Here is a 19,639-nt window from a genome sequence, read left to right as displayed (position 1 = left end):
GAACGGCGCGTCGGCGAGGACGTCGGCGATGGCGTCGGGGGCGGGCGTGGCGGTCGTCGCTTCGGTCATGGGTTGGGGTCGATCGCGGGTGCGTCTCGTGTGGTCTGCGTGTCGCGTCGTGTTCGGTTACGCGTCGGTTCGTCTCGTCGGTGTCGCTACTCGTCGCCGACCAGTTCGACGGCGCGCTCGTAGGTGTACGTGAACTCCTCGTCGATCTCGTCGCCGCGGTAGTAGTTCGCGAGGCGGCGGATCTTCGACTCGGTGTTCTGAAGCGCGCGCTTGTTCTGGTGGTCTTGGCCGTTCTCCGCCATGTGCTCGCGGAGGCGGACGGCGCGTTCCATCAGCTTGCGGAGGTCCTCGGGGTACTCCGAGTCGGCGTCGTGCTCCTCGAGGATCTCGGTGAGCTTCTTGCCGGTCGCCAGCTTGACGTCGGGCACCGGAACGCCCTTGACGCCCTCGTCACGCAGCTTGAGGCCGATGACGCTGGGGTCGTGGCCCTGCTCCGCCAGTTCGACGACGCGGGACTCGATGTCCTCGGCGTCGACGTCGCTCCACTCCGGGTTCTCGTCCGTCGCCGGCTTGTCCGAACCGGACGAACCGCGACGGCGCGTGTGCATTCGTGCCATTGTCTGAAATTGGAACGGCACAACCACAACGTGACCGCGACTCCGCGCGGCGCGGCTGTCGGGGGCTCGCGTCGAGCGAGCGGTTCCGAGCGGCCGGTCCGCGCGAGCGGACCGGCTCCGAGCCGCGACGCCGGAGGCGTCGGTGCACTGCTACATTCCCAAGCCGCGGGCGAAGAGGCCCCGGCGCGTCGGATCTGCAGCTGTGCTGTTCCCGTCAGTGAAGTCGCCGCCGGGGTTCTTAAGCGTGTTCTTGTGAGCCGCGACACGCCCGGACCGAAATCGACCGACCGACGGGCACGTGGCGTGAGAAAGGAGGATTTAGGTGGATCGTCGGTCACCCGCAGCGTAGGAACGTCACATGAACGATCCACAAGACGACGCTTCGGCGGATCGCGTCGACGACGAACCGCCCGATGACCCCCCCGACGACGCCTCGCCGGACCGTGTCCCGCCGGACGGTGCACCGCCGAACGACGCCCGCGAGTCGGCCGGTGACACGGTCCTCGTCGCCGACGGCGGGGTCGGCGACGAGTCGGCGGCGACGAACGAGCCCCGGATCGCCTTCTACGGCGGCAAGTGGGCGAGCACGATCCCACTCGCCCTCTTCATCGTCTGGGCCATCTTCCAGAGCGGCGTCCTCGGGATCGGCGACACGAACGGCCTCGTCATCGGCGCGCTCGTCGGGACGATCCTCGGGATGTTCTTCGCGCGCGGCGACTGGAAGACGTACGCCGACACCATCTTCGAGGGGATGACCCAGCGCGTCGCCGCGACCGCGATCGTGGCGTGGCTGTGGGCCGGCATGTTCGCCGACACGCTGCAGGTCGGCGGGTTCGTCGAGGGGCTCATCTTCGCCGCCGACGCGCTGAACGTCGGTGCGACCACGTTTCCCGCGGCCGCGTTCGTCCTCTGCGGCCTGCTCGCGACCGGGATCGGGACTGGGTACGGCGCCACCATCGCGTTCGTGACGCTCTTCTTCCCGGCCGGCGTGCTGATCGGCGCGAACCCGGTGCTGCTGTTCGCCGCGATCCTGTCGGGCGCGGTGTTCGGCGACAACCTCGCGCCCGTCAGCGACACGACGATCGTGAGCGCGGTGACGCAGGACGCCGACATCGGCGGCGTCGTCGCCTCGCGATTCAAGTACGCGATCGCGGCGGCGATCCCCGCCTTCGCCGCGTACCTGATCGCAGGGTCGATCATGTCCGGCGTGAGTCTGGAGGGCGCCGTCGCGCTCCGCGAATCCGCGAACGCCCTCGGGCTGGTCCACCTGCTCTCGATGGGAATCGTCATCCTCACGGCGGTCGCCGGGCGTCACATCGTCGAGGCGATCTCGTGGGGACTCGTCGTCGCCGTCGCGTTCAACCTCGCGTTCGGCCTCTCGTCGGTGAGCGACATCCTCGTGTTCACCGTGCCCGAGGCCGGAACGTTCAGTTCGCTCCCGTTCGTCGCGGTCGGCGAAACCGCGGGCGTGGGCGGGAGTCTGTACACGGGCGCGACCGGGTTCTTCCCGCTCATCGTTCTGACCCTCCTGATCGTGTCGATGGCGCAGATCATGATCCGCGGCGGCGGGTTCGCGGCGATTCAGGAGTTCCTGCTCAACTCCGTCGCGACCACCGTCCGCCGCGCCGAGCTGACGATGGTCCTCGGCACGGCGACGATCAACGGGATGATCACGATCAACACGGCCGCGGAGATCGCGATCGCGCCCTACATCGCCCGGATCGGTGAGAAGTTCAACATCAACGGCTACCGGCGCGCGAACATCTTGGACGCCAACACCTCGGCGCTCGGGTACATCTTCCCGTGGGCCGGCGGCGTCCTCGTCGGTTACCAAGTGATGGTCGGGCCCGGCGGGCTCGGCGAGCAGTACGGGCCGGAGATGGTCGTCAACCCGATCGAGGTGGTGCCGTACGTGTTCCACGGCTGGTTCCTCGTCATCGTCTTCCTGCTGGCCGCGATCACCGGCTTCGGGCGGGAGTACATCCCCGACCGGATCTCCGAGGAGGTGTCGCGCGCATGAGCCGTTTCAAGAAGTTCCTCGCCGGCTGGTCGCTCCGGAGTTCGACCCCGAGCTACGAGCCCGGCGACGTGATCGAGGTGATGGTCACCGGCGACGCGGGCGGCGAGACGGTCGCCCGCATCGGCGACTCGACGCTCCGGATCGAGGGCGCGCCCGACGACGCCCTGAACACCCGCGTCCGCGTCGCGGTCGAGACGTGGGACGAGACGGCCCACCGCGGCACCGGGACCTACCGCGAGACGGTCGGCGAAAGCGCGTTTTGACCGCCTCGGACCGGGGCGCTTTTTAAGACGACCATCGAAGTACCGGGCGTGCTATCGGTCGAGCTCCACGCGCACTCCGCGCTGTCCTACGACGGACGCGATCCGGTCGACCTCCTGTTGGAGCAGGCGGCCGCGGTCGGGTTGGACGCGCTCGCCGTCACGGACCACGACGAGATCGACGCCAGTCTCGAGGCGGCCGAGAAGGCCCCCGACTACGGGCTCGTCGGCATCGTCGGCATGGAGGTGACCTGCGCGGTCGGTCACGTGCTCGCGTTCGGCATCGACGAGCGCGTCGAGAGCGGGCTCTCCTTCGACGAAACGCTCGACCGGATCCGCGACCAGGGCGGGATCGCGGTCGTTCCCCACCCCTTCCAGAAGTCCCGCCACGGCGTCGCCGCCCACATCGCCGACGAGCAGCTCGCGGGTGCCGACGCCATCGAGGTGTACAACTCCCGGCTGTTCACGGGCCGCTCGAACCGACAGGCGGAGAAGTTTGCGCTCCGGAACCGGATCCCGATGACCGCCGGCAGCGACGCCCACATCTCGGAGATGGTCGGCCAGGCGGTGACCGAGGTCGGCGCCGACGAGCGCTCGGCGGACGCGATCCTCTCCGCGATCCGCGACGGCCGGACCAGCGTCGTCGGGAAGCGGACTCCGTGGCGCGTCTCGCTCCGCCAGTTCGGCGGCGGCGCCAAGCGCCGCGCGCTCCGGGCGCTCGACTCACTGCGGTAGGTCGCGATGGCTGACTCCTCGCCCACCGACCTTCGCGGGGCCTCTCCCGCCCGCGTCCGCGACGCCCTCCGCGACGCCGACCCCCTTCCCGGCGGGCGCGGGTTCGGCGGGCGTCTCGCCGACCCGCCCGACCGTGACGGACCGGTTCTCGTCCGCGACGCCCTCGGTCGCCAGCCGCTGTTCGTCGAGCGCGAGGCCGTCGACCCGGCGACCGGGTCCGACCCGGAAACCGATCGCGCGCCGACCGACCCGGGCGCGTGGGGCTTCGACCGGAACGCCCTCGACGACCCGACGCCGGTCCCGGCCGGGGGCGTCGCGTCCGCCGCGGGAGTCGACCGCGCCTGGACGCTCCCCGACGGACCGCCGGCCGCCCCGGAGGCCGCGCAGGCGGCGGTCGACGCCGCGATCGACGACGCACTCAGCGTACTCGCCGGTCGGGTCGCCGACGAAAACGGAGGGCCCGGCCGACTCGCGGTCGCCTTCTCCGGCGGCGTCGACTCCGGCCTCGTCGCCGCCGGCGTCCCCGACGCGACCTGCTACGTCGCCGGCTTCGAGGGATGCCACGACGTCGCGGCCGCCCGCGACGCGGCCGCGGCGATGGACCGCGACCTGCGCGTCGTCGAGATCACGCACGAGGAGCTCTTGCGCGCGGTCCGTGAGGTCGCCGACGCGACGCGGCGCCGAAATCCGATGGACCTCGCGATCGCGGTGCCGCTGTACCTCGCCGCCGAGGCGGCCGCGGCCGACGGGTTCGACCGGCTCGCGGTCGGGCAGGGCGCGGACGAACTGTTCGGCGGGTACAGCAAGGTCGTCGACCCCGCGACCGACGACCGCGTCGACGCCGACACCGTGCGCGGCGCCCGGACCGAGACCGTCCGGACGCTCCCCGACCAGCTCGAACGCGACGTGCTCGCGCTCCGCGCGGCCGGGGTCGAACCCGTCGCGCCGCTGCTCGACGACCGGGTGGTCGCGGGCGCGCTTTCGCTCCCGGGCGAACTGCTCGCGAGCGACGGGGAGCGGAAGGTCGCGCTCCGGCGGGCGGCGGCCGGGCGCGTGCCGGAGTCGGTCCGGACGGCCGACAAGAAGGCGGTCCAGTACGGCACCTACGTCTCCCGAGAACTCGACCGACTCGCCCGGCGGGCCGGGTTCAAGCGACGCATGGACGACCACGTCGGACGGTACCTCGAGGACCTGCTGGCGGGCGACTGACGGCGTCGCGGTCGCTCCGCGATCGAGGCTCTCTGCCGAAAAACGGCCCGAGAGGGCCGTTGCTGACCAAGCCGCCGTATGGAGTACCAGTCCTACGGCCGACGCCCGACCGTTCGGGCGTCTGGTGACGAATAACGGGGAACAGTATAAAATCCGGGGAGTAGTGACAAATATGGCTGGCGGGATCGGCGTATAGCTGACGATCAGGCATCGAAACGGCGGTTTCGATTTGGATGTTCCGATCGGCCTGCCGGTGGAGCGGCGAAATCGCACGCGTATCCGGCTGCCGGTCGACGCGTGATTGGCCGATCGGGCGCGCAGTCGACCGCGACGCGTCCGCACCCGCTGCGGCCGTCCCCGACCGGACGCTCACCGTACGAGATACGGGTCGCTTCCGGCGATGAAGCGTCCGAGGTCGCTCTCGCGGCGGAAGTCGGTCGACTGCAGCTCCCGGAGCGCGTCCACGAGCCGGTCGGCGTCGCCCGCCTCCCACTCGGCCGGGTCCTTGATCGGGACGACGAGCCAGCCGGAGCCGAGGAGCTCCTCGCCGTGGAGCGCGTCCATGTCGATCTCGGTCTTCCACGCCCGCGCCGTGTACTGTTCGAGGACATGCTCGGTCGCCCGGGCACCGACCGGGAGGAGGACGTGCGCGGCGATCGCGCGGAGCTCGGCGTCGAAGAACCGTTCCATGTCGTCGTACGACGCCGCGGTCGGCTCGCCGTCGGGCACGCACATGTGGAGGTACGAGAGGTACGTGCGCTCGGTGCGGACCGACTCTGGGTCCGGGCTCTCGGCCGTTCCTCCGTCACTCGCCGACGGCGCGGTCTCGCCACTCGTCGACGGTGCGGTCTCGTCAGCCGCTCTCGTCCCGTCCGGTGCCGTGCCTTCGGCGAGCCCGGCGATCAGCCCCGCCTCGGCCAGCGCCGAGAGGAACGCCGGCGACCACGGCTCGCCGGTGAAGGGGACGCCCGTCTCGACGCCGCCGTGGACACCCGGATGGTCGCCGATGACGTGGAAGTCGGCGTTGGCGTCGCCGTAACCGGGGACGGACGACCGGCAGTCCGGCCGCATCCCGAAGGGGTTGCGCGTCCGGTCGGTAACGTTCTGCACGTCAGACCGTACGCGACGCTCCCGATAAATCCCGTTCGGTCTGGATCGGGTCGATTCCGCTCGGTCTCTGACGGTACTGCGTCGACCGCCGAGAGGCCCGGCCCGGACATCCCCGAGACACCCGATGCGAGGCGCACGAGCCACGGTGAATTCGCATAACTTATGGAAACGAGCGGGGTTCACACCGCCGTGAATATCCCGATCGTGACGGGCCGCCGAGTATATTTCATAATCGTTAATTTATAACCCAAAAACGCACGACTGCGTCGGGATCTCTCAACTGCGCGCCCCGGAAGGTATTTATATACTCCCCCGCTCCGGTCATTCGAAGACCCATGTTCGACCGCATCCGCTCGGCGGCCATCTTCGGGATCCACCAGGCGACCGTCGCAATCGGTATCTCGCTGTTCCCGGTGGCCGTCTTCGCTCGCAAGCGCCTCGGCATCAACGTCCCCGTCGGCCGGCTCGTTGAGACCACCGGTGACGTGTACGAGCGCGCCGAGGAGTAAGCGACCGTTCTCGATTCGAGCCATTCGTTAGCATCCCTGAGCGGCGCCGCCGCCGCCGCGATCACCGCTCGCGTTCCCCCGCCGGTCGGCCGCCGCGCTTATCTCACCGATCGTCAGTTTCGTCGAGGCGATCGACCGACGTGACCGCGACGGCGACGGCGACGGGCGGGCCGCGACGGCCGGGGACGAATAGGCCCGTCGGAACCGGCGGGCGGTCCGCGAAGGGTTGCCTTTATCAGCGCGCCGGGCCAACAAAGACGTAATGCGAACACCGACTGGCGACCTCTCCGAGGGGCCGGCTGACGAGTTGGGCCGCGACCAGCCCGTCTTCGGTCCCGAGCTCGGCGAGTTCGAACACAGCGAGCGCCGCGCGGCGCAGGCCGACGGCGAGGGCGAGATGAAAACCGGGACGACGACCGTCGGCATCCGCACCGCGGACGGCGTCGTGATGGCGACGGACATGCGGGCCTCCATGGGCGGCATGGTCTCCTCGAAGGACGTCCAGAAGGTCGAGGAGATCCACCCCCGCGGCGCCCTGACCATCGCCGGCTCCGTCTCCGCCGCCCAGAACCTCATCTCGACGCTCAAGGCCGAGACGAGTCTCTACGAGACCCGCCGCGGCAAGGACATGTCGATGGAGGCGCTGTCGACGCTCACCGGGAACCTGCTCCGGACGGGCGCGTTCTTCATCGTCCAGCCGATCCTCGGCGGCGTCGACGACGACGGCGCCCACATCTACTCCATCGACGCCCTCGGCGGCACCACCGAGGAGGAGTACACCGTCACCGGCTCCGGCTCCCAGTACGCCCTCGGTGTCCTCGAACAGGAGTACCACGACGAGGTCACCGTCGACGAGGCGACGACCATCGCCGCGAAGGCGATCCAGTCCGCCGTCGAGCGCGACCTCGCGTCCGGCAACGGGATCAACGTCGCCGTCGTCACGGAGGACGGCGTCGATATCACCCGACACAAGGAGTTCGACGAGCTGTTATAAGCGGTTCCGCTGGGACCGCCTCGACGAGACCGCTCCGATAATCCGCTGCGTTCCTTCCGTTCTCAGCTCTTCTAGCCCCGGGGACGGATCGTTCCGTTCGAGCGTCGGCCCCGCGGCTTCGTTCGAGCGTCGGCCCCGCGGCTCCGTTCGAATCCGGGCTTTTCAGATGTCGCTGCGGCGAGTCAGGCCTTGCGCTCGCCCGCGTCGTTCGGGGGCGACCGGATCCCGTCCCCCCAGTAGAACCGCGGGCCGAGGAGGAGGTAGCCGCACGCCAAAAACAGCAGCGCGAACGCGAACCCCTCGCCGATCCACGCCGGAAGGGCGGCGGTGGCCATGTGACCCGCCGGGGTGAGGATGACGGCGGCCTGCACGACCCCCATCACGAGCGCGTCCTGCGCGTGGAGGTCCGGGTACGTGATCGTCGTCCCCATGAGCACCGCGAACGCGGCGGTCGCCGCGATCAGGAGCGCGGGGTCGGTGTAGCCGGCGATCACCGCGGCCGCGAGGATCGTCGCCGCCAGCGTGGTCGGCACGCCGACCGTCTCGCGGGTACCGCTGTCGTACGCCGTGTACAGGCCGAGCCGGGCGACCGCCGTCGCGACGAACAGGGCACCGGCGCCGACGCCGGCGGCGACGAAGAGCGGAGCGCCCGCGAACGACGCCCCGTCGAGGACGACGACCGCCACGAGGGCCGCGGGCGCGACGCCGAACGAGGCCACGTCGGCCAGCGAGTCGAGGTAGGGACCGGCCTCTGTCGAGCCGCGATGCCGGGCGACCACCCCGTCGAGTCCGTCGGCGACGGCGGCGAGCAGAACCAGCCGGGCCGCGAGCTCGAGGTCGACCGTGGCCGCGACGACGGCGAGGAAGCCGACTGCCGCGTTCGCCACCGTCACCGCGTCCGCGAGCCCGAGCCGCCCGACGAACCGGAAACGCATACCGGATCGGTCGACGAGGCGGGGTTTAGGGTTTGTTATCCGTCGGGCGTGCGGCGCGAGGGGCGAGGCGGGGGCGCGGTCTCAGGGCACGTACCAGATCCCCCGCCCGAAGTCGAGCCACTCGCCGACGACGACGTGCGGGAGCGCGATGATACAGACGAAGATGGTGTAAAACGCCACCGCTCCCGGCAGCAGCGAGCCGCCGGCCATCGGGTTCGGCGCGACCATCCACAGCGAGGTCGCGACCAGCGCGGTCACCAGCGCGCCGACGACGAGCACGCCCCACGCCATCACGACGGAGACGCCCTCGGTCCGACTCGGCCGCTCCTCCTCGACGACCATGCTCCGGGCGGACTGCCGCAGCGAGTACCACAGCGGGAAGTACAGCCCGATGGCGATCACCACGGGCACGAAGACGAAGTAGGCGACGAGCAGCAGCGTCTCGGCGACGTCGAGCAGCCACGACCGCGTGACGCCCCCGCCCGTCGCGAGCCCCCCGCCGAGGTGGAGGAGGACGCCGAGGCCGTAGACCGCGCCCAGCGCGGTCGCGAACGCCTCCGGGGAGCTGGCGGCCCGGCCGATGAGCTGCCCGTCGAACACGTTCAGCATGTAGCCGGTGAACCCGTAGAACGTCTCCGTCCACGCCACGGCCGGGACGATCATCACGGCGCCGCCGCGGACGAGCGCGGCGAGCGCGCGCTGCGGCCGCGAGGCGAGGTGGTCGGTGCCGACGAGCGCGTCCATCACGTGGAGGTCACCGTGGCCGCCCTTCGCGACCGCCGTGCCGAACGCGAGCGCCAGCGCCGGCATCGGGGCGACGACGAACAGCCCCACGAAGCCGACGACGAACGCGAGGTACAGCCCCACGTAGCGCGCGCCGAAGGGGAGCCCGCGACGCCTGAGATTCGAGAAGTGCTCGTAGCCACCGTGCGGGAGGTTCAGCGCGACCATTCCCACGAGGTAGACGAGCATCTGCGTCCGCAGGGACGGCTCCGTTCCGGTCGCGTACAGCCCGACGAACGCGACGGTGAGAAGCAACAGCGCCGCGCGCGAGGCGTTGACGGCGATTCGTTCGGGGTCTTCGAGACGACGACGATCGGCGTGGCTCACGGATCCCGTCGACATGGGTGCGCGTACGGGCGCTTGATCGTTGTGTATTCACCCATACTATGTCGACTTTCACGACTCCCAGAGAGGTTCGCCGGTATCAACGCTTAATCCGTCGGACGACCAAGGGAGCATCATGCCGGGTTCTCGGGCGCTGTTGGTCCATCCGGAGGAGGGAAGTGACCGCATCGTGTCGGCACTCAGCGCCGCCGGATTCGACGTGACGACGGTCAACAACGCCACGTCCGCGGTCGCGAAAGTGACGACCGGCGAGTACGACTGTGTCGTGAGCGAGTACTCCCTGCCGGGGGACGACGGCCTCGCGCTGGCGGAGGCGATCGAGGAGTCCGACGCTCGGGTTCCGGTCGTGATGTTCTCGGCGGTGGAAGACGAGGAGGTTTTCGAGGCCGCCTTCGAGAGCGGGGTCGACGAGTTCCTCCACAAGAACGGATCCACGTCGATCGATCGCCTCGTGACTGACGTCTCGACGGTCTGTTCCGCGGAGGGAGCGCCGGGAGCCAAACAAGACGTTTCGGGACACGAACCAAGCACGGAGGAGGTCAGCCGCGCCGTGAGCGAGGCGCCCGTCGGAGTCAGCCTCAGCGACCCCGACCTCTCCGACTATCCGCTCGTGTACGCCAACGATGCGTGGGAGCAGCACACCGGATACCCGGTCGAGGAGGCTCTCGGCCGGAATCCACGATTCTTGCAGGGACCCGGGACGGATCCCGAGACGGTCGATCGGCTCTCGGCGGCGATCTCCAAGGAGGAGCAGGTGACCGTCGAGATCCGGAACTACCGCCGCGACGGGACGCCCTTCTGGAACGAGCTGACGGTCGCCCCGGTGTACGGCGACGACGACGAGTTGGCCCACTACGTCGGGTTCCAGAACGACGTCACCGACCGCAAGCGCGCCGAGCAGCTCGCCGAGGAGCGCGCGGAGAAGCTCGCGACGGAGCGGCAGGCGCTCGACCGGGTCCTCGGTCGAGTGAACGGATTGCTCAGTGAGATCAGCCGGATCCTCGTCGAGAGCCGCGACTCGGAGACCATCGCCGAGCGCGTCTGCGAGGAGATCGTCGACGAACCGGGATACTTGGGCGGCTGGATCGCCGAGGTCTCGTCGGCAACTGGGCGGTTGGACGTGACCGCGGCGAGCGGGATCCCGGTCAAGGCGGGGGCGTCGTTCGCCCTCAAGGAGACGCCGCGCGAGGTGCGGCAGGCGATCGAGACCGAGGAGGTCCACGGGCGGGCGGCCGGGAACGGCTCGGACAGCCAGCTCTCCCCGAGCGCGGTCGGCGCCCCGCGGCTCCTCGTCGTCCCGATCACCTATGGCCACCGGCGGTACGGCCTGCTCGGCATCTACAGCAGCGAGGGGAACGCTCTCGACCGGCGCGAGCGGAAGGTGTGCGAGTCCGTCGGGAAGATGATCGCCAACGGGCTCCACTCCGTGGAGACGACGCGCATCCTCACGACGGACCGCGTCGTGGAGCTGCAGGTCGCGATCGGAGACCCCTCGTTCTCGCTCTCCCGAGTCGCCGACGCGGTCGGCGGACAGATCGAACACCTCGGAACCACGCGCCTCGATGACGACGCCTGCGAGCTGTACCTCAAGGTATCGGACCCGACGGAGGACGTGAGCGACGTCGAGGCGCTCCCGTTCGTCGAGTCGGTCCGGTTGGTGTCGGAGACGAACGGCGACATCACCATCGCCGTGACCGCCACCGAGTCGCCGCCGCTGACGCGGCTCGCGGAGTTCGGCGGCGTCGTCGTCGAGGCCACCGCGGACGCCGCGAGCGCGAGCCTGACGATCGAGGCGCCGCCCGAGCAGGACGTGCGGGCGATTCTCGACGTGTTTCGCGCGGAGTACGACGGCGTCGAGCTCCGCTCCCGCATCGAGCGTGAGAGCCGGGACCGGAGCCTGACGGAGTTCGCAGCGGCCGTGGACGACCGGCTCACCGACCGCCAGCGGTCGGCGCTGAAGACGGCCGAGCTGAACGGCTACTTCGAGTGGCCTCGCCCGGTCGACGGCTCCGAGATCGCCGAGCGGATGGGGATCACCCGACAGACGTTCCACCAACACCTCCGAGCGGCCGAACGCAAGCTGGTGGAGGCGTACGTCGACCCGCGGTCGCGGAACTGAGGTGTCGGGCGATCACGGACTGACGCTGACAACATGTTCACCGCACGCGACTCCGCCGAGGTCGACGCCGACGTCGAATCGGTGTTCGCCTTCCTCGACGACCCGCACAACCACGCCGCCGTCACGCCTCGTCTCGAAGGAGTCAGGGACGTCGAGCGGCTCCCGAACGGCGGGAAGCGGCTGGCGTACACGTACCGGATGGCGGGGATCGGGATCGACGGGGAGATCGTTCAGACGGTCCACGAGCCGAACGACCGGATGACCTTCGAGCTCCGCGGCCGGCTGACGGGGACGATCGATCTGACCTTCGAGCCGACGAACCACGGGACGGAACTGACGTACGCGGCGGAGTACGACCTCCCGGAAAACGCGCTGACCGCTCTCGGCGAGCCGCTCGTCCGGCGGTTCAACGAGCGGCAAGTCCGGGCGACGCTCGACGCCGTCGGAGAGCGGTTTGAGGCGGACGACGCCGAGTAACGAGCGACGGCGGTCGAGAAACCGTCACCGTCGAAAACCGACGGCGCGAACCGTCATTCGGGCGAAGTATTAAGAACGCGATAGCCTAACTCCGGTGTATGGATCCCACTCCCCTCCAATTCGGTTTCGGCTTCGGCCTGGTGAGCGTCGGTCTGCTCTTCTTGTTGCTGGTGGTCGTCACGCTCTGGCAGTCGTTCGAGATCGTCGACGCCTACGAGAAGAAGACGCTCACGGTGTTCGGCGAGTACCGGAAGCTACTGGAACCGGGTATCAACCTCATCCCGCCGTTCGTCTCCCGGGCGTACCCGTTCGACATGCGGACCCAGACGCTCGACGTCCCTCGTCAAGAGGCGATCACGCGGGACAACTCGCCGGTGACGGCGGACGCGGTCGTCTACATCAAGGTAATGGACGCGAAGAAGGCGTTCCTCGAAGTGGACGACTACAAGAAGGCGGTTTCGAACCTCGCGCAGACCACGCTCCGGGCGGTCCTCGGCGACATGGAGCTCGACGACACGCTGAACAAGCGGCAGGAGATAAACGCGAAGATCCGGAAGGAGCTGGACGAGCCGACCGACGAGTGGGGGATCCGCGTCGAGAGCGTCGAGGTCCGCGAGGTCAACCCCTCGAAGGACGTCCAGCAGGCGATGGAGCAACAGACCTCCGCGGAGCGCCGCCGCCGCGCGATGATCCTCGAAGCGCAGGGGGAACGCCGCTCCGCGGTCGAGCAGGCGGAGGGGGACAAGCAGTCGAACATCATCCGCGCGCAGGGTGAAAAGCAGTCGCAGATCCTCGAAGCGCAGGGAGACGCCATCTCGACGGTGTTGCGGGCTCGGTCCGCCGAATCGATGGGCGAGCGCGCCATCATCGAGCGCGGGATGGAGACCCTCGAAGAGATCGGGAAAGGCGAGTCCACGACGTTCGTGCTCCCGCAGGAGCTCACCAGCCTCGTCGGCCGCTACGGCAAGGCCCTCTCCGGCTCCGACGTGCAGGAGATGGAGGGGCTCGACGGCAAGGAGTTCGACGACGACACCCGCAAGATGCTCGGGCTCGACGACATCGACGAGATCCTCGGCCAGATCGAGGAGTCCGCGGAGATGGACGTCGAGGAGTTAGAGAAGGAGGCCGAGGCGGTCAAGGCCGGCGGCGCCGGCGCGGACATCAAGTCCGCGGACGAGGTCATCCAGGAGATGGACGAGGAGCCGGTCGACGAAGAGGTCGAGCGCGAGACCTGACCGGCCGCACTCGGCGGCGACGGACCCGTTCGTACCACCGGTATCGCGACCGGATCCGGCGATTCTACCCCGAGCGAAGTGCTTTTGTCGTGGCGTCGACTATCCTCTCGCGTGACTGATGAGTTCGACGGACGGAAGCGCGAGACGCTCCGGCGGTTCGCCGCCATCGGAGCCGCCGCGCCGTTCGTCGGCACCGCGAGCGCGAGCGAGGGGGACGACGCCAACGAGACCCGCGAGGCGATCCGCGGGTACGTGCCGACGACCCCCGGCGCTCACTTCTCGAAGCTCCGCGACGACCTCCGACTCGGGACCGGCGAGGCGCAGTACCACCTCCGGAAGCTGGAGGAGGCGAGCGAGATCGAGTCGACGAAGGACGCCGACTACCGCCGCTACTTTCCGGCGGACCGGTTCGACGACCTCGACAAGCGCGCGCTCGGGTACCTCCGCCGGGACACGCCCCGCGGGATGATGCTCGCGCTGTTGCGCGACCCGGACGCGACGGGGGCGGAGCTCGCGACCGCACTGGGCGTCTCGCGGCCGACGATCAGCGCCGCGGCCGCCGCGCTCGACGACGCCGGCCTGCTCGACCGAACCGACGGCTACGCGCTGACCGAGCCGGAGCGGCTGCTCACGCTCGTGGTCCGGTACGCCGACTCGTTCGACGCCGACGCCGTCGCGTTCGCCGACGACGCGGCCGAACTCGTCGCCTACGACCCCTAAGCCGACGCCGTCGGCGACGGGCTTCCGCCGGCTACTCCGTGATCATCCACGTCGTGCCGGAGGAGTACCCCCACTTTTCGACGTCGATTGCCGACGCCGCGTCGGCGACGGCGCTCATGTTCGCGCCGACTTCCTTCGCGGAGAGGTCGAGGTCGTCGGCGATGAGTCGCGATTTGAAGTACGTCCGGTCGCCGGCGTTCTCGCGCAGGTAGCGCAGGATCTGCGCCTGCTTCGCGGAGAGGCCGGCGGGTTCGACTGCGGCCGCGTCCGGTTGGACCGTGCTCATATCGGAGACAGACGCCGTCCGTGCATAAGCGGGTTGGTAGACCAGATTAACACGCCGCTGTCGGGCGGTTTTCACGGCGGGACCCCCCGCCGGACGCCGGACCGATCCCCGCTTTCGGTACGATCACCGAACCGCCGGTGACCCGGTCGTGCTCGGCGAGCGCCGTCCCGGAGCGCGTCGCCGGCCGCCGGCCGTCGGCTCAGTACAAGTCGGAGACGAACGGGCCGAGCGCCCCCGCCACCGCCGTCGCCAGCGCGTCGGCGCGGTCCACGCGGCCGGCCGTGAGCGCGCCCGCGGCGCCGCCGCGTCTCGCGACTCCCGTCGTGTCGAGTACGCCGTCCATCACGGGACCGAGCTCCGCGCCGCCGGTGATCCGCGCTGCGACATCCGTCGGAAGCTCGAGGCTCGGGCCGGCTCCCCGACCGGTGCGCGACCCGTCCGAGACCACTGCCCACATGATGAGGAAGCACCCGTCGGCGCCGTCGAATCCCGCGACACCGCCCTCGATCCCGACCGCGAGGTCGTATTCGCCGGCTTCGAGGACCGCCTCGGCGCGGTTCTCCGCGCCGGCGACCGTCTCGGCGTGGCCCGTCGGCTGCTCGCTCACTCTCGACGGGACGGGGACCGACTCGATCGCGACGGTCGTCGGATCCCCGTCGAGTTCGCCGACGAGGTCGACCCCTCGCGACGATTCGAGGACCCGTTCGACCGCGCGCCGCTTCACCGGGTTGCCGCTGCCGACGCCGACTCGCATACCGGGGCTTGGGCGACGGGGCACGAATAGGCGTCGGGTCGGTCCCGGAAGCGAGCACGGAAGCGGCTACGGGGCGTCTTCGAGGCCGGCTACGGGGGCGGCTCCGGGAACGCCTCGGGGTGGAACAGCTCGGCCAGCCGCTCGACGCCGTCGACCAGCGCGGGGCTCGGCTGATTTAAGAGGGAGTCGTCGATCACGTGGACCGGCGCGTCGACGGCCCAGTCGCGCTCGGCGACGGTCGCGGGGTCGATCCGGTCGCCGCGGCCGCAGACGTGGACGACGAGGTGGTCGGGGTCGGCCGCCTCGACGCTCGCGGGGTCGACCTCGCGGGAGCGCTCGCCGGGCTCGACGAAGGGGTAGCGCCCGCCGGCGGCGCGCACGGCGTCGGGCACCCAGTTGCCGGCCGCCATCGGCGGGTCCGACCACTCCTCGCAGTAGGCCGTCGGGCGCGGCCGGTCAGCGACCGCCTCGGCGACACGATCGAGTCGCTCTCGGGACTCCCGAGCGAGTTCCTTCCCGGCCTCGGAGTCCCCCGCGTCGGCGCCGCGGGCGGCGAACCCCTCGACCGCCTCGTCGAGCGTCGCCGGCTCCCGGTGCCTGACGTCGAACCCCCGCTCGCGGCACTCGTCGGCGAGGTCGGCTTGGAGGCCGTCGCTCGTGAGGACGACCTCGGGGTCGAGGTCGGCGACGCGGTCGAGATCGGGGTTCAGCCAGCCGCCGACGGCGAGCGGGGACTCTCTGTCGTGCGCCGATCCCGCCTTCGCGGGAGGGTCACAGTGGCCGGTGACGCCGACGAGGGCCTCGGCGGCGCCGAGGGCGGTCACGGTCGCGGTCGCGCTCGGAGCCAGCGAGACGACGCGGGGAGCGGTCATCGCTCCCGGCTCGGGGCGGCGGCGACCCAAACGTTTCGGTCGGCGCGGTTCGTCTCGGCGATCACGCCGCTCGCGGAAAACACGTGATAGATCGTGTCCTTTCGTCGGGTTTCCGGCGACACGTTCCGGTCGTTTTAAGTTCGGTTCCGCCGTCTATCGGGTAAGATCGCTCTCGGACCGTGTTCAGTTACCGAGAGGGGGTTTAGCCATGAGTGAACGATTACACACGCGGGGGAGTCGCTCCCGAACGGAGACGGACGAGGAGGAATCGGAACAGACCGACGAGACGCTCAGCTGTCCCGAGTGCGACGGGAACGTCATCAACGACGAGGAACACGGCGAGAGCGTCTGCGCCGACTGCGGGCTGGTCGTCGAGGCCGACTCGGTCGACCGCGGCCCGGAGTGGCGCGCGTTCGACTCCCGCGAGAAGGACGAGAAGAGCCGCGTCGGCGCCCCGACGACCAACACGATGCACGACAAGGGGCTCTCGACGAACATCGACTGGCGCGACAAGGACGCGTACGGCCGGTCGCTCGGCGCCCGCCAGCGCCAGAAGATGCAGCGGCTCCGCAAGTGGAACGAGCGGTTCCGCACCCGCGACTCGAAGGAGCGCAACCTGAAGCAGGCGCTCGGCGAGATCGACCGCATGGCCAGCGCGCAGGGTCTCCCTGACAACGTCCGCGAGACCGCCTCCGTCATCTACCGCCGCGCGCTCGACGAGGACCTCCTGCCGGGACGCTCCATCGAGGGCGTCTCCACCTCCTGCGTGTACGCCGCCGCCCGGATGGCCGGCGTCCCCCGCTCGCTCGACGAGATCGCCGACGTCTCCCGCGTGGAGAAGGCCGAGATCGCCCGGACGTACCGCTACGTCGTCCGCGAGCTCAAGCTCGAAGTGAAGCCGGCGGACCCCGAGCAGTACGTCCCCCGGTTCGCCTCCGACTTGGAGCTCTCCGAGGAGTCCGAGATGCGCGCGAAGAGCCTCCTCCGCAACGCCAAGGAGAAGGGCGTCCACTCCGGGAAGTCGCCGGTGGGCCTCGCCGCGGCCGCCGTCTACGCCGCCGCCCTCCTCACCAACGAGAAGACGACGCAGGCCGCCGTCAGCGAGGTCGCGGACATCAGCGAGGTCACCATCCGGAACCGGTACCACGAGCTGCTCGAAGCCGAGGACGGCCTCGTCGCCTAGGCCCGACCGGACGACGATTTCCTGACGCCTGTCGGTTCCGCGCCCCGCCGGACGCACACAGCTAAGTCCCCGGCCGCGGAAGGGCCGCGTATGTTCGAGGAGTTCGTCCTGACCGCGAGCACGGCCGACCTCTCGGAGGAGCCGCGCGCCCGCGAGCACGCCGACGCCGTGGAGTTCCGGATGGACCTCGCGGACGCCCCGCTCGTCCAGCTCGACGCCTACGACGGCGAGCTCCCGCTGCTCGTCACGAACCGCGCGTCGTGGGAGGGCGGCGAGGCCGACGACCTGGGGCGATACGACGCGCTCTCGACCGCGATCGGATACGACGCGGTCGCCGCGGTCGACGTCGAGCTCGCGGCCCTCCGCGGGAACGCCCCCGAGGGCGAGCGGTCGCACGCGACCGCCCTCCGCGACACGGCCCGCGAGGAGGGCGTCAACGTGGTCGTCTCGGTCCACGACTTCGAGTCCACCCCGGAGCCCGCCGCGCTCGTCGACCTGCTCGCCGACGCGGCCGCCGAAGGCGACGTGGGGAAGCTCGCGACGACCGCGACCGCCCCCGACGACGCGCTCGCGATGATCGAGGCGACCCACGAGGCGACCGCGGCCGGCCACCGCGTCGCGACGATGTGCATGGGGGATCCCGGTCGCCACACCCGCGCCGTCACCCCGGTCTACGGCTCGAAAATCGGATACGCGCCGATCGACCCCGCGAACGCGACCGCCCCCGGCCAGTACCCGCTCGCGACGCTTAGAGACCTCGTCGACGGGCTGCGCGGCGACGACGTGGACGGGTAGCTCACTTATAAATGCGGAGAGGCAGCATCGACCGCTTCTAAGCCAAACTGCGGTGGCGCGTGCCGGCGAGCGCCCAACGGGCGCGAGTCGCACGCGCGAGGGAGTCGGTCGCCCGAGCGAAGCGATGGGCGACCGACGAGGCTGGGGAGGTGAGAGGTGCGGTGCTGTGCGGTCGGGGCGGGACTCAAAGGGGCAACCGCGAGGACGGCGGAGGCGACGCAAGCACTGGAAGGAGCGAACGCAGTGAGCGACTGAAGCGCGCAGCGAGCGTGCGCCGTCCTCGCGGCTGGGGCTTTGGCGGTGTTCGCCACCGAGTGCACGTATCGCTGAGCGGCTGGGGCTTTGGCGGTGTTCACCGCCGCGACACGCGAATCTGCATATAAATCACTGCCGGTATCACGGATCGCGTCTCCGCACACCACGTAGAGAGCCAAACCGCTTTACGAGCGCCCCCGTAAGGGCAGGTAATGGCGACGTGCGACGTGTGCGGGGAGTACGAGAACCTCCCGTACCAGTGTAAGCGGTGCGGCCAGACGTTCTGCGCCGACCACCGCCTGCCGGAGAACCACAACTGTCCGGGGCTCTCCGAGTGGAACGACCCGGGCGGCGTGTTCGACAGCGGCTTCGACGAGAGCGTCGACCCCGGCGGGTCAGACGGATCCGGCGGCGCGTCAGCGGGCGTCACGGACCGCGTCAAGCGACGGATCGACCGGGAGACGAGCACCGGCGGGATCGTGAGTTATTTCCGCGGGAACGCGACGTACGCCCTGCTGGCGGCGATGTGGATCACCTTCCTCGCGCAGTGGGTCGTGACGCTCACCCTCGGCGACGCCGTCCACAGCCAGATCTTCGTCCTCCGGTCGGACGCGATCGGTCGCGTCTGGACGTGGGTGACGTCCGTGCTCTCGCACTCCCGGCTCCAGCTGTTCCACATCATCGGCAACAGCATCGTGATCCTGTTCTTCGGCCCGCTCGTCGAGCGCGCGGTCGGATCGCGCCGCTTCGTCGGGTTCTTCTTCGGGGCGGGGATCCTCGCCGGCCTCGGCCACGTGCTGTTCGCGATCGCGACGGGCGCGCCGACGACCGGCGTGGTCGGGGCCAGCGGCGCCGGCTTCGCGATTCTCGGCGTCCTCACCGTGTGGCGCCCGAACATGCAGGTGCTGCTGTTCTTCGTGATTCCGATGAAGATCAAGTACCTGACGTGGGGGATCGCGCTCATTTCGGCGGTGCTCGTGATCCAGAGCGGCACGGGCGGCGTCGGCGGCATCGCGCACCTCGCGCACCTGATCGGCTTCGCGATCGGGCTCGCGTTCGGGAAGCGCAACGAGAGCCTCGCGCGGTCCGCCCGCGGTCCCGGCGGGATGAACATGGGCGGCGTCCGCGGTCCGGGCGGCCCAGGGGGACCGGGCGGCCCCGGCGGTCCCGGCGGACGATTTTAAATGCGGCCGTCGGATTCGCCGGTGCCGAACCCGTCGCCGGCGCGCTCGCCGCCCCGCAACCCCGACGCCGTCGCGCACCCGGAGTTCCTTCCCGACCCCGCGCTCTCGCGGGCCGAGATGGAGTCGCTCCAGCGCGATCTGGCCGCGACGGCGACGTTCGCTGACGACCACGCTATCGACCCGGAGACGGTCGCGATCGACGAGCCGGCCGACCTCGCCGAGGGGCTCCCGCC

At 70.0% G+C, this 19,639-nt stretch carries 20 protein-coding genes and 1 pseudogene; 14 read left to right on the top strand and 7 right to left on the bottom strand.

What is annotated here, in order from left to right:
- Window positions 1–155: 155 nt before the first annotated feature.
- On the bottom strand, window positions 156–626 hold the full coding sequence (locus OQF71_RS08745) for a 30S ribosomal protein S15 (protein ID WP_280587109.1): 471 nt from the start codon (window positions 624–626) through the stop codon (window positions 156–158).
- 358 nt (window positions 627–984) lie between these two features.
- On the opposite strand from OQF71_RS08745, the gene OQF71_RS08740 reads away from it, so the two are divergent.
- Genes OQF71_RS08740 through OQF71_RS08725 form a run of 4 tightly spaced genes read left to right on the top strand, consistent with a single transcriptional unit; the run spans window position 985 to window position 4,850 of the window.
- Complete coding sequence (locus OQF71_RS08740) at window positions 985–2,646, top strand: Na+/H+ antiporter NhaC family protein (protein WP_280587108.1); 1,662 nt, start codon at window positions 985–987, stop codon at window positions 2,644–2,646.
- Window positions 2,643–2,909 (top strand): hypothetical protein, encoded by a 267-nt coding sequence (locus tag OQF71_RS08735; RefSeq protein ID WP_280587107.1) that lies wholly within the window; start codon window positions 2,643–2,645, stop codon window positions 2,907–2,909. Before OQF71_RS08740 ends, OQF71_RS08735 begins: the two co-directional genes overlap by 4 nt.
- Window positions 2,910–2,957: 48 nt before the next feature.
- A complete protein-coding gene (locus tag OQF71_RS08730; RefSeq protein ID WP_280587105.1) occupies window positions 2,958–3,641 on the top strand; it encodes a PHP domain-containing protein in 684 nt (227 codons plus the stop codon).
- A 6-nt stretch (window positions 3,642–3,647) separates the two neighbouring features.
- Entirely contained in the window at window positions 3,648–4,850 is a 1,203-nt protein-coding gene (locus OQF71_RS08725) for an asparagine synthase-related protein (RefSeq protein WP_280587104.1), read from the top strand.
- A gap of 369 nt (window positions 4,851–5,219) precedes the next feature.
- Here the strand turns inward: OQF71_RS08725 and OQF71_RS08720 are convergent, their stop codons facing one another.
- The gene (locus OQF71_RS08720) at window positions 5,220–5,960 is read right to left on the bottom strand and encodes a uracil-DNA glycosylase family protein (protein WP_280587103.1); all 741 of its coding nucleotides are present in this window, start codon (window positions 5,958–5,960) and stop codon (window positions 5,220–5,222) included.
- A 335-nt stretch (window positions 5,961–6,295) separates the two neighbouring features.
- Between OQF71_RS08720 and OQF71_RS08715 the strand changes: the two genes are divergently transcribed.
- Window positions 6,296–6,469, top strand: a complete 174-nt coding sequence (locus OQF71_RS08715; protein ID WP_280587102.1) for a hypothetical protein — start codon at window positions 6,296–6,298, stop codon at window positions 6,467–6,469.
- A gap of 262 nt (window positions 6,470–6,731) precedes the next feature.
- Window positions 6,732–7,463, top strand: coding sequence for an archaeal proteasome endopeptidase complex subunit beta (psmB, locus tag OQF71_RS08710; protein ID WP_280587101.1), 732 nt, complete (start codon window positions 6,732–6,734; stop codon window positions 7,461–7,463).
- A 182-nt stretch (window positions 7,464–7,645) separates the two neighbouring features.
- Here the strand turns inward: psmB and OQF71_RS08705 are convergent, their stop codons facing one another.
- Window positions 7,646–8,398: a protein sorting system archaetidylserine synthase gene (locus tag OQF71_RS08705; RefSeq protein ID WP_280587100.1), complete on the bottom strand. Its 753-nt coding sequence runs from the start codon at window positions 8,396–8,398 to the stop codon at window positions 7,646–7,648.
- A gap of 81 nt (window positions 8,399–8,479) precedes the next feature.
- A complete protein-coding gene (locus OQF71_RS08700) occupies window positions 8,480–9,523 on the bottom strand; it encodes a Brp/Blh family beta-carotene 15,15'-dioxygenase (RefSeq protein WP_280587099.1) in 1,044 nt (347 codons plus the stop codon).
- A gap of 118 nt (window positions 9,524–9,641) precedes the next feature.
- Between OQF71_RS08700 and OQF71_RS08695 the strand changes: the two genes are divergently transcribed.
- The 4 genes from OQF71_RS08695 to OQF71_RS08680 all read left to right on the top strand — a co-directional run bounded on the left by OQF71_RS08695 (window position 9,642) and on the right by OQF71_RS08680 (window position 14,077).
- On the top strand, window positions 9,642–11,645 hold the full coding sequence (locus tag OQF71_RS08695; RefSeq protein WP_280587098.1) for a bacterio-opsin activator domain-containing protein: 2,004 nt from the start codon (window positions 9,642–9,644) through the stop codon (window positions 11,643–11,645).
- 33 nt (window positions 11,646–11,678) lie between these two features.
- A complete protein-coding gene (locus OQF71_RS08690; RefSeq protein ID WP_280587097.1) occupies window positions 11,679–12,122 on the top strand; it encodes an SRPBCC family protein in 444 nt (147 codons plus the stop codon).
- A gap of 98 nt (window positions 12,123–12,220) precedes the next feature.
- On the top strand, window positions 12,221–13,357 hold the full coding sequence (locus OQF71_RS08685) for an SPFH domain-containing protein (RefSeq protein ID WP_280587096.1): 1,137 nt from the start codon (window positions 12,221–12,223) through the stop codon (window positions 13,355–13,357).
- 111 nt (window positions 13,358–13,468) lie between these two features.
- Window positions 13,469–14,077 carry a MarR family transcriptional regulator gene (locus OQF71_RS08680; RefSeq protein ID WP_280587095.1) on the top strand — a complete coding sequence of 203 codons (609 nt, stop codon included), beginning with the start codon at window positions 13,469–13,471 and terminating at the stop codon, window positions 14,075–14,077.
- A gap of 31 nt (window positions 14,078–14,108) precedes the next feature.
- Here OQF71_RS08680 and OQF71_RS08675 read toward each other — a convergent pair whose 3' ends face one another.
- The 3 genes from OQF71_RS08675 to OQF71_RS08665 all read right to left on the bottom strand — a co-directional run bounded on the left by OQF71_RS08675 (window position 14,109) and on the right by OQF71_RS08665 (window position 15,989).
- Window positions 14,109–14,363 (bottom strand): hypothetical protein, encoded by a 255-nt coding sequence (locus tag OQF71_RS08675; protein WP_280587094.1) that lies wholly within the window; start codon window positions 14,361–14,363, stop codon window positions 14,109–14,111.
- A gap of 199 nt (window positions 14,364–14,562) precedes the next feature.
- Window positions 14,563–15,117: an inosine/xanthosine triphosphatase gene (locus OQF71_RS08670; RefSeq protein ID WP_280587093.1), complete on the bottom strand. Its 555-nt coding sequence runs from the start codon at window positions 15,115–15,117 to the stop codon at window positions 14,563–14,565.
- Between the two features lie 89 nt (window positions 15,118–15,206).
- Window positions 15,207–15,989, bottom strand: coding sequence for a helical backbone metal receptor (locus OQF71_RS08665; protein ID WP_280587092.1), 783 nt, complete (start codon window positions 15,987–15,989; stop codon window positions 15,207–15,209).
- A 208-nt stretch (window positions 15,990–16,197) separates the two neighbouring features.
- Between OQF71_RS08665 and OQF71_RS08660 the strand changes: the two genes are divergently transcribed.
- The 4 genes and pseudogenes from OQF71_RS08660 to OQF71_RS08645 form a co-directional block, all read left to right on the top strand.
- On the top strand, window positions 16,198–17,172 hold the full coding sequence (locus tag OQF71_RS08660; RefSeq protein ID WP_123114252.1) for a transcription initiation factor IIB: 975 nt from the start codon (window positions 16,198–16,200) through the stop codon (window positions 17,170–17,172).
- Window positions 17,173–17,262: 90 nt separating this feature from the next.
- Window positions 17,263–17,967: a type I 3-dehydroquinate dehydratase gene (locus OQF71_RS08655; protein WP_280587091.1), complete on the top strand. Its 705-nt coding sequence runs from the start codon at window positions 17,263–17,265 to the stop codon at window positions 17,965–17,967.
- A gap of 467 nt (window positions 17,968–18,434) precedes the next feature.
- On the top strand, window positions 18,435–19,406 hold the full coding sequence (locus OQF71_RS08650; protein ID WP_280587090.1) for a rhomboid family intramembrane serine protease: 972 nt from the start codon (window positions 18,435–18,437) through the stop codon (window positions 19,404–19,406).
- Window positions 19,407–19,639, top strand: a pseudogene (locus OQF71_RS08645) (endonuclease V); the annotation flags it as partial.

Origin of the sequence: Halorubrum sp. Boch-26 (genome assembly GCF_029889805.1) — an archaeon.
Lineage (GTDB): Archaea > Halobacteriota > Halobacteria > Halobacteriales > Haloferacaceae > Halorubrum.
Note: the sequence above shows the minus strand (reverse complement) of the source record. Positions and strands in the feature narration are given on the sequence as shown.

Coding starts and splice junctions, on each gene's coding strand:
- OQF71_RS08745 (WP_280587109.1), bottom strand. CDS start 626: ATGGCACGAATGCACACGCGCCGTCGCGGTTCGTCCGGTTCGGACAAG.
- OQF71_RS08740 (WP_280587108.1), top strand. CDS start 985: ATGAACGATCCACAAGACGACGCTTCGGCGGATCGCGTCGACGACGAA.
- OQF71_RS08735 (WP_280587107.1), top strand. CDS start 2,643: ATGAGCCGTTTCAAGAAGTTCCTCGCCGGCTGGTCGCTCCGGAGTTCG.
- OQF71_RS08725 (WP_280587104.1), top strand. CDS start 3,648: ATGGCTGACTCCTCGCCCACCGACCTTCGCGGGGCCTCTCCCGCCCGC.
- OQF71_RS08715 (WP_280587102.1), top strand. CDS start 6,296: ATGTTCGACCGCATCCGCTCGGCGGCCATCTTCGGGATCCACCAGGCG.
- psmB (WP_280587101.1), top strand. CDS start 6,732: ATGCGAACACCGACTGGCGACCTCTCCGAGGGGCCGGCTGACGAGTTG.
- OQF71_RS08705 (WP_280587100.1), bottom strand. CDS start 8,398: ATGCGTTTCCGGTTCGTCGGGCGGCTCGGGCTCGCGGACGCGGTGACG.
- OQF71_RS08700 (WP_280587099.1), bottom strand. CDS start 9,523: ATGTCGACGGGATCCGTGAGCCACGCCGATCGTCGTCGTCTCGAAGAC.
- OQF71_RS08695 (WP_280587098.1), top strand. CDS start 9,642: ATGCCGGGTTCTCGGGCGCTGTTGGTCCATCCGGAGGAGGGAAGTGAC.
- OQF71_RS08690 (WP_280587097.1), top strand. CDS start 11,679: ATGTTCACCGCACGCGACTCCGCCGAGGTCGACGCCGACGTCGAATCG.
- OQF71_RS08685 (WP_280587096.1), top strand. CDS start 12,221: ATGGATCCCACTCCCCTCCAATTCGGTTTCGGCTTCGGCCTGGTGAGC.
- OQF71_RS08675 (WP_280587094.1), bottom strand. CDS start 14,363: ATGAGCACGGTCCAACCGGACGCGGCCGCAGTCGAACCCGCCGGCCTC.
- OQF71_RS08670 (WP_280587093.1), bottom strand. CDS start 15,117: ATGCGAGTCGGCGTCGGCAGCGGCAACCCGGTGAAGCGGCGCGCGGTC.
- OQF71_RS08665 (WP_280587092.1), bottom strand. CDS start 15,989: ATGACCGCTCCCCGCGTCGTCTCGCTGGCTCCGAGCGCGACCGCGACC.
- OQF71_RS08660 (WP_123114252.1), top strand. CDS start 16,198: ATGAGTGAACGATTACACACGCGGGGGAGTCGCTCCCGAACGGAGACG.
- OQF71_RS08655 (WP_280587091.1), top strand. CDS start 17,263: ATGTTCGAGGAGTTCGTCCTGACCGCGAGCACGGCCGACCTCTCGGAG.
- OQF71_RS08650 (WP_280587090.1), top strand. CDS start 18,435: ATGGCGACGTGCGACGTGTGCGGGGAGTACGAGAACCTCCCGTACCAG.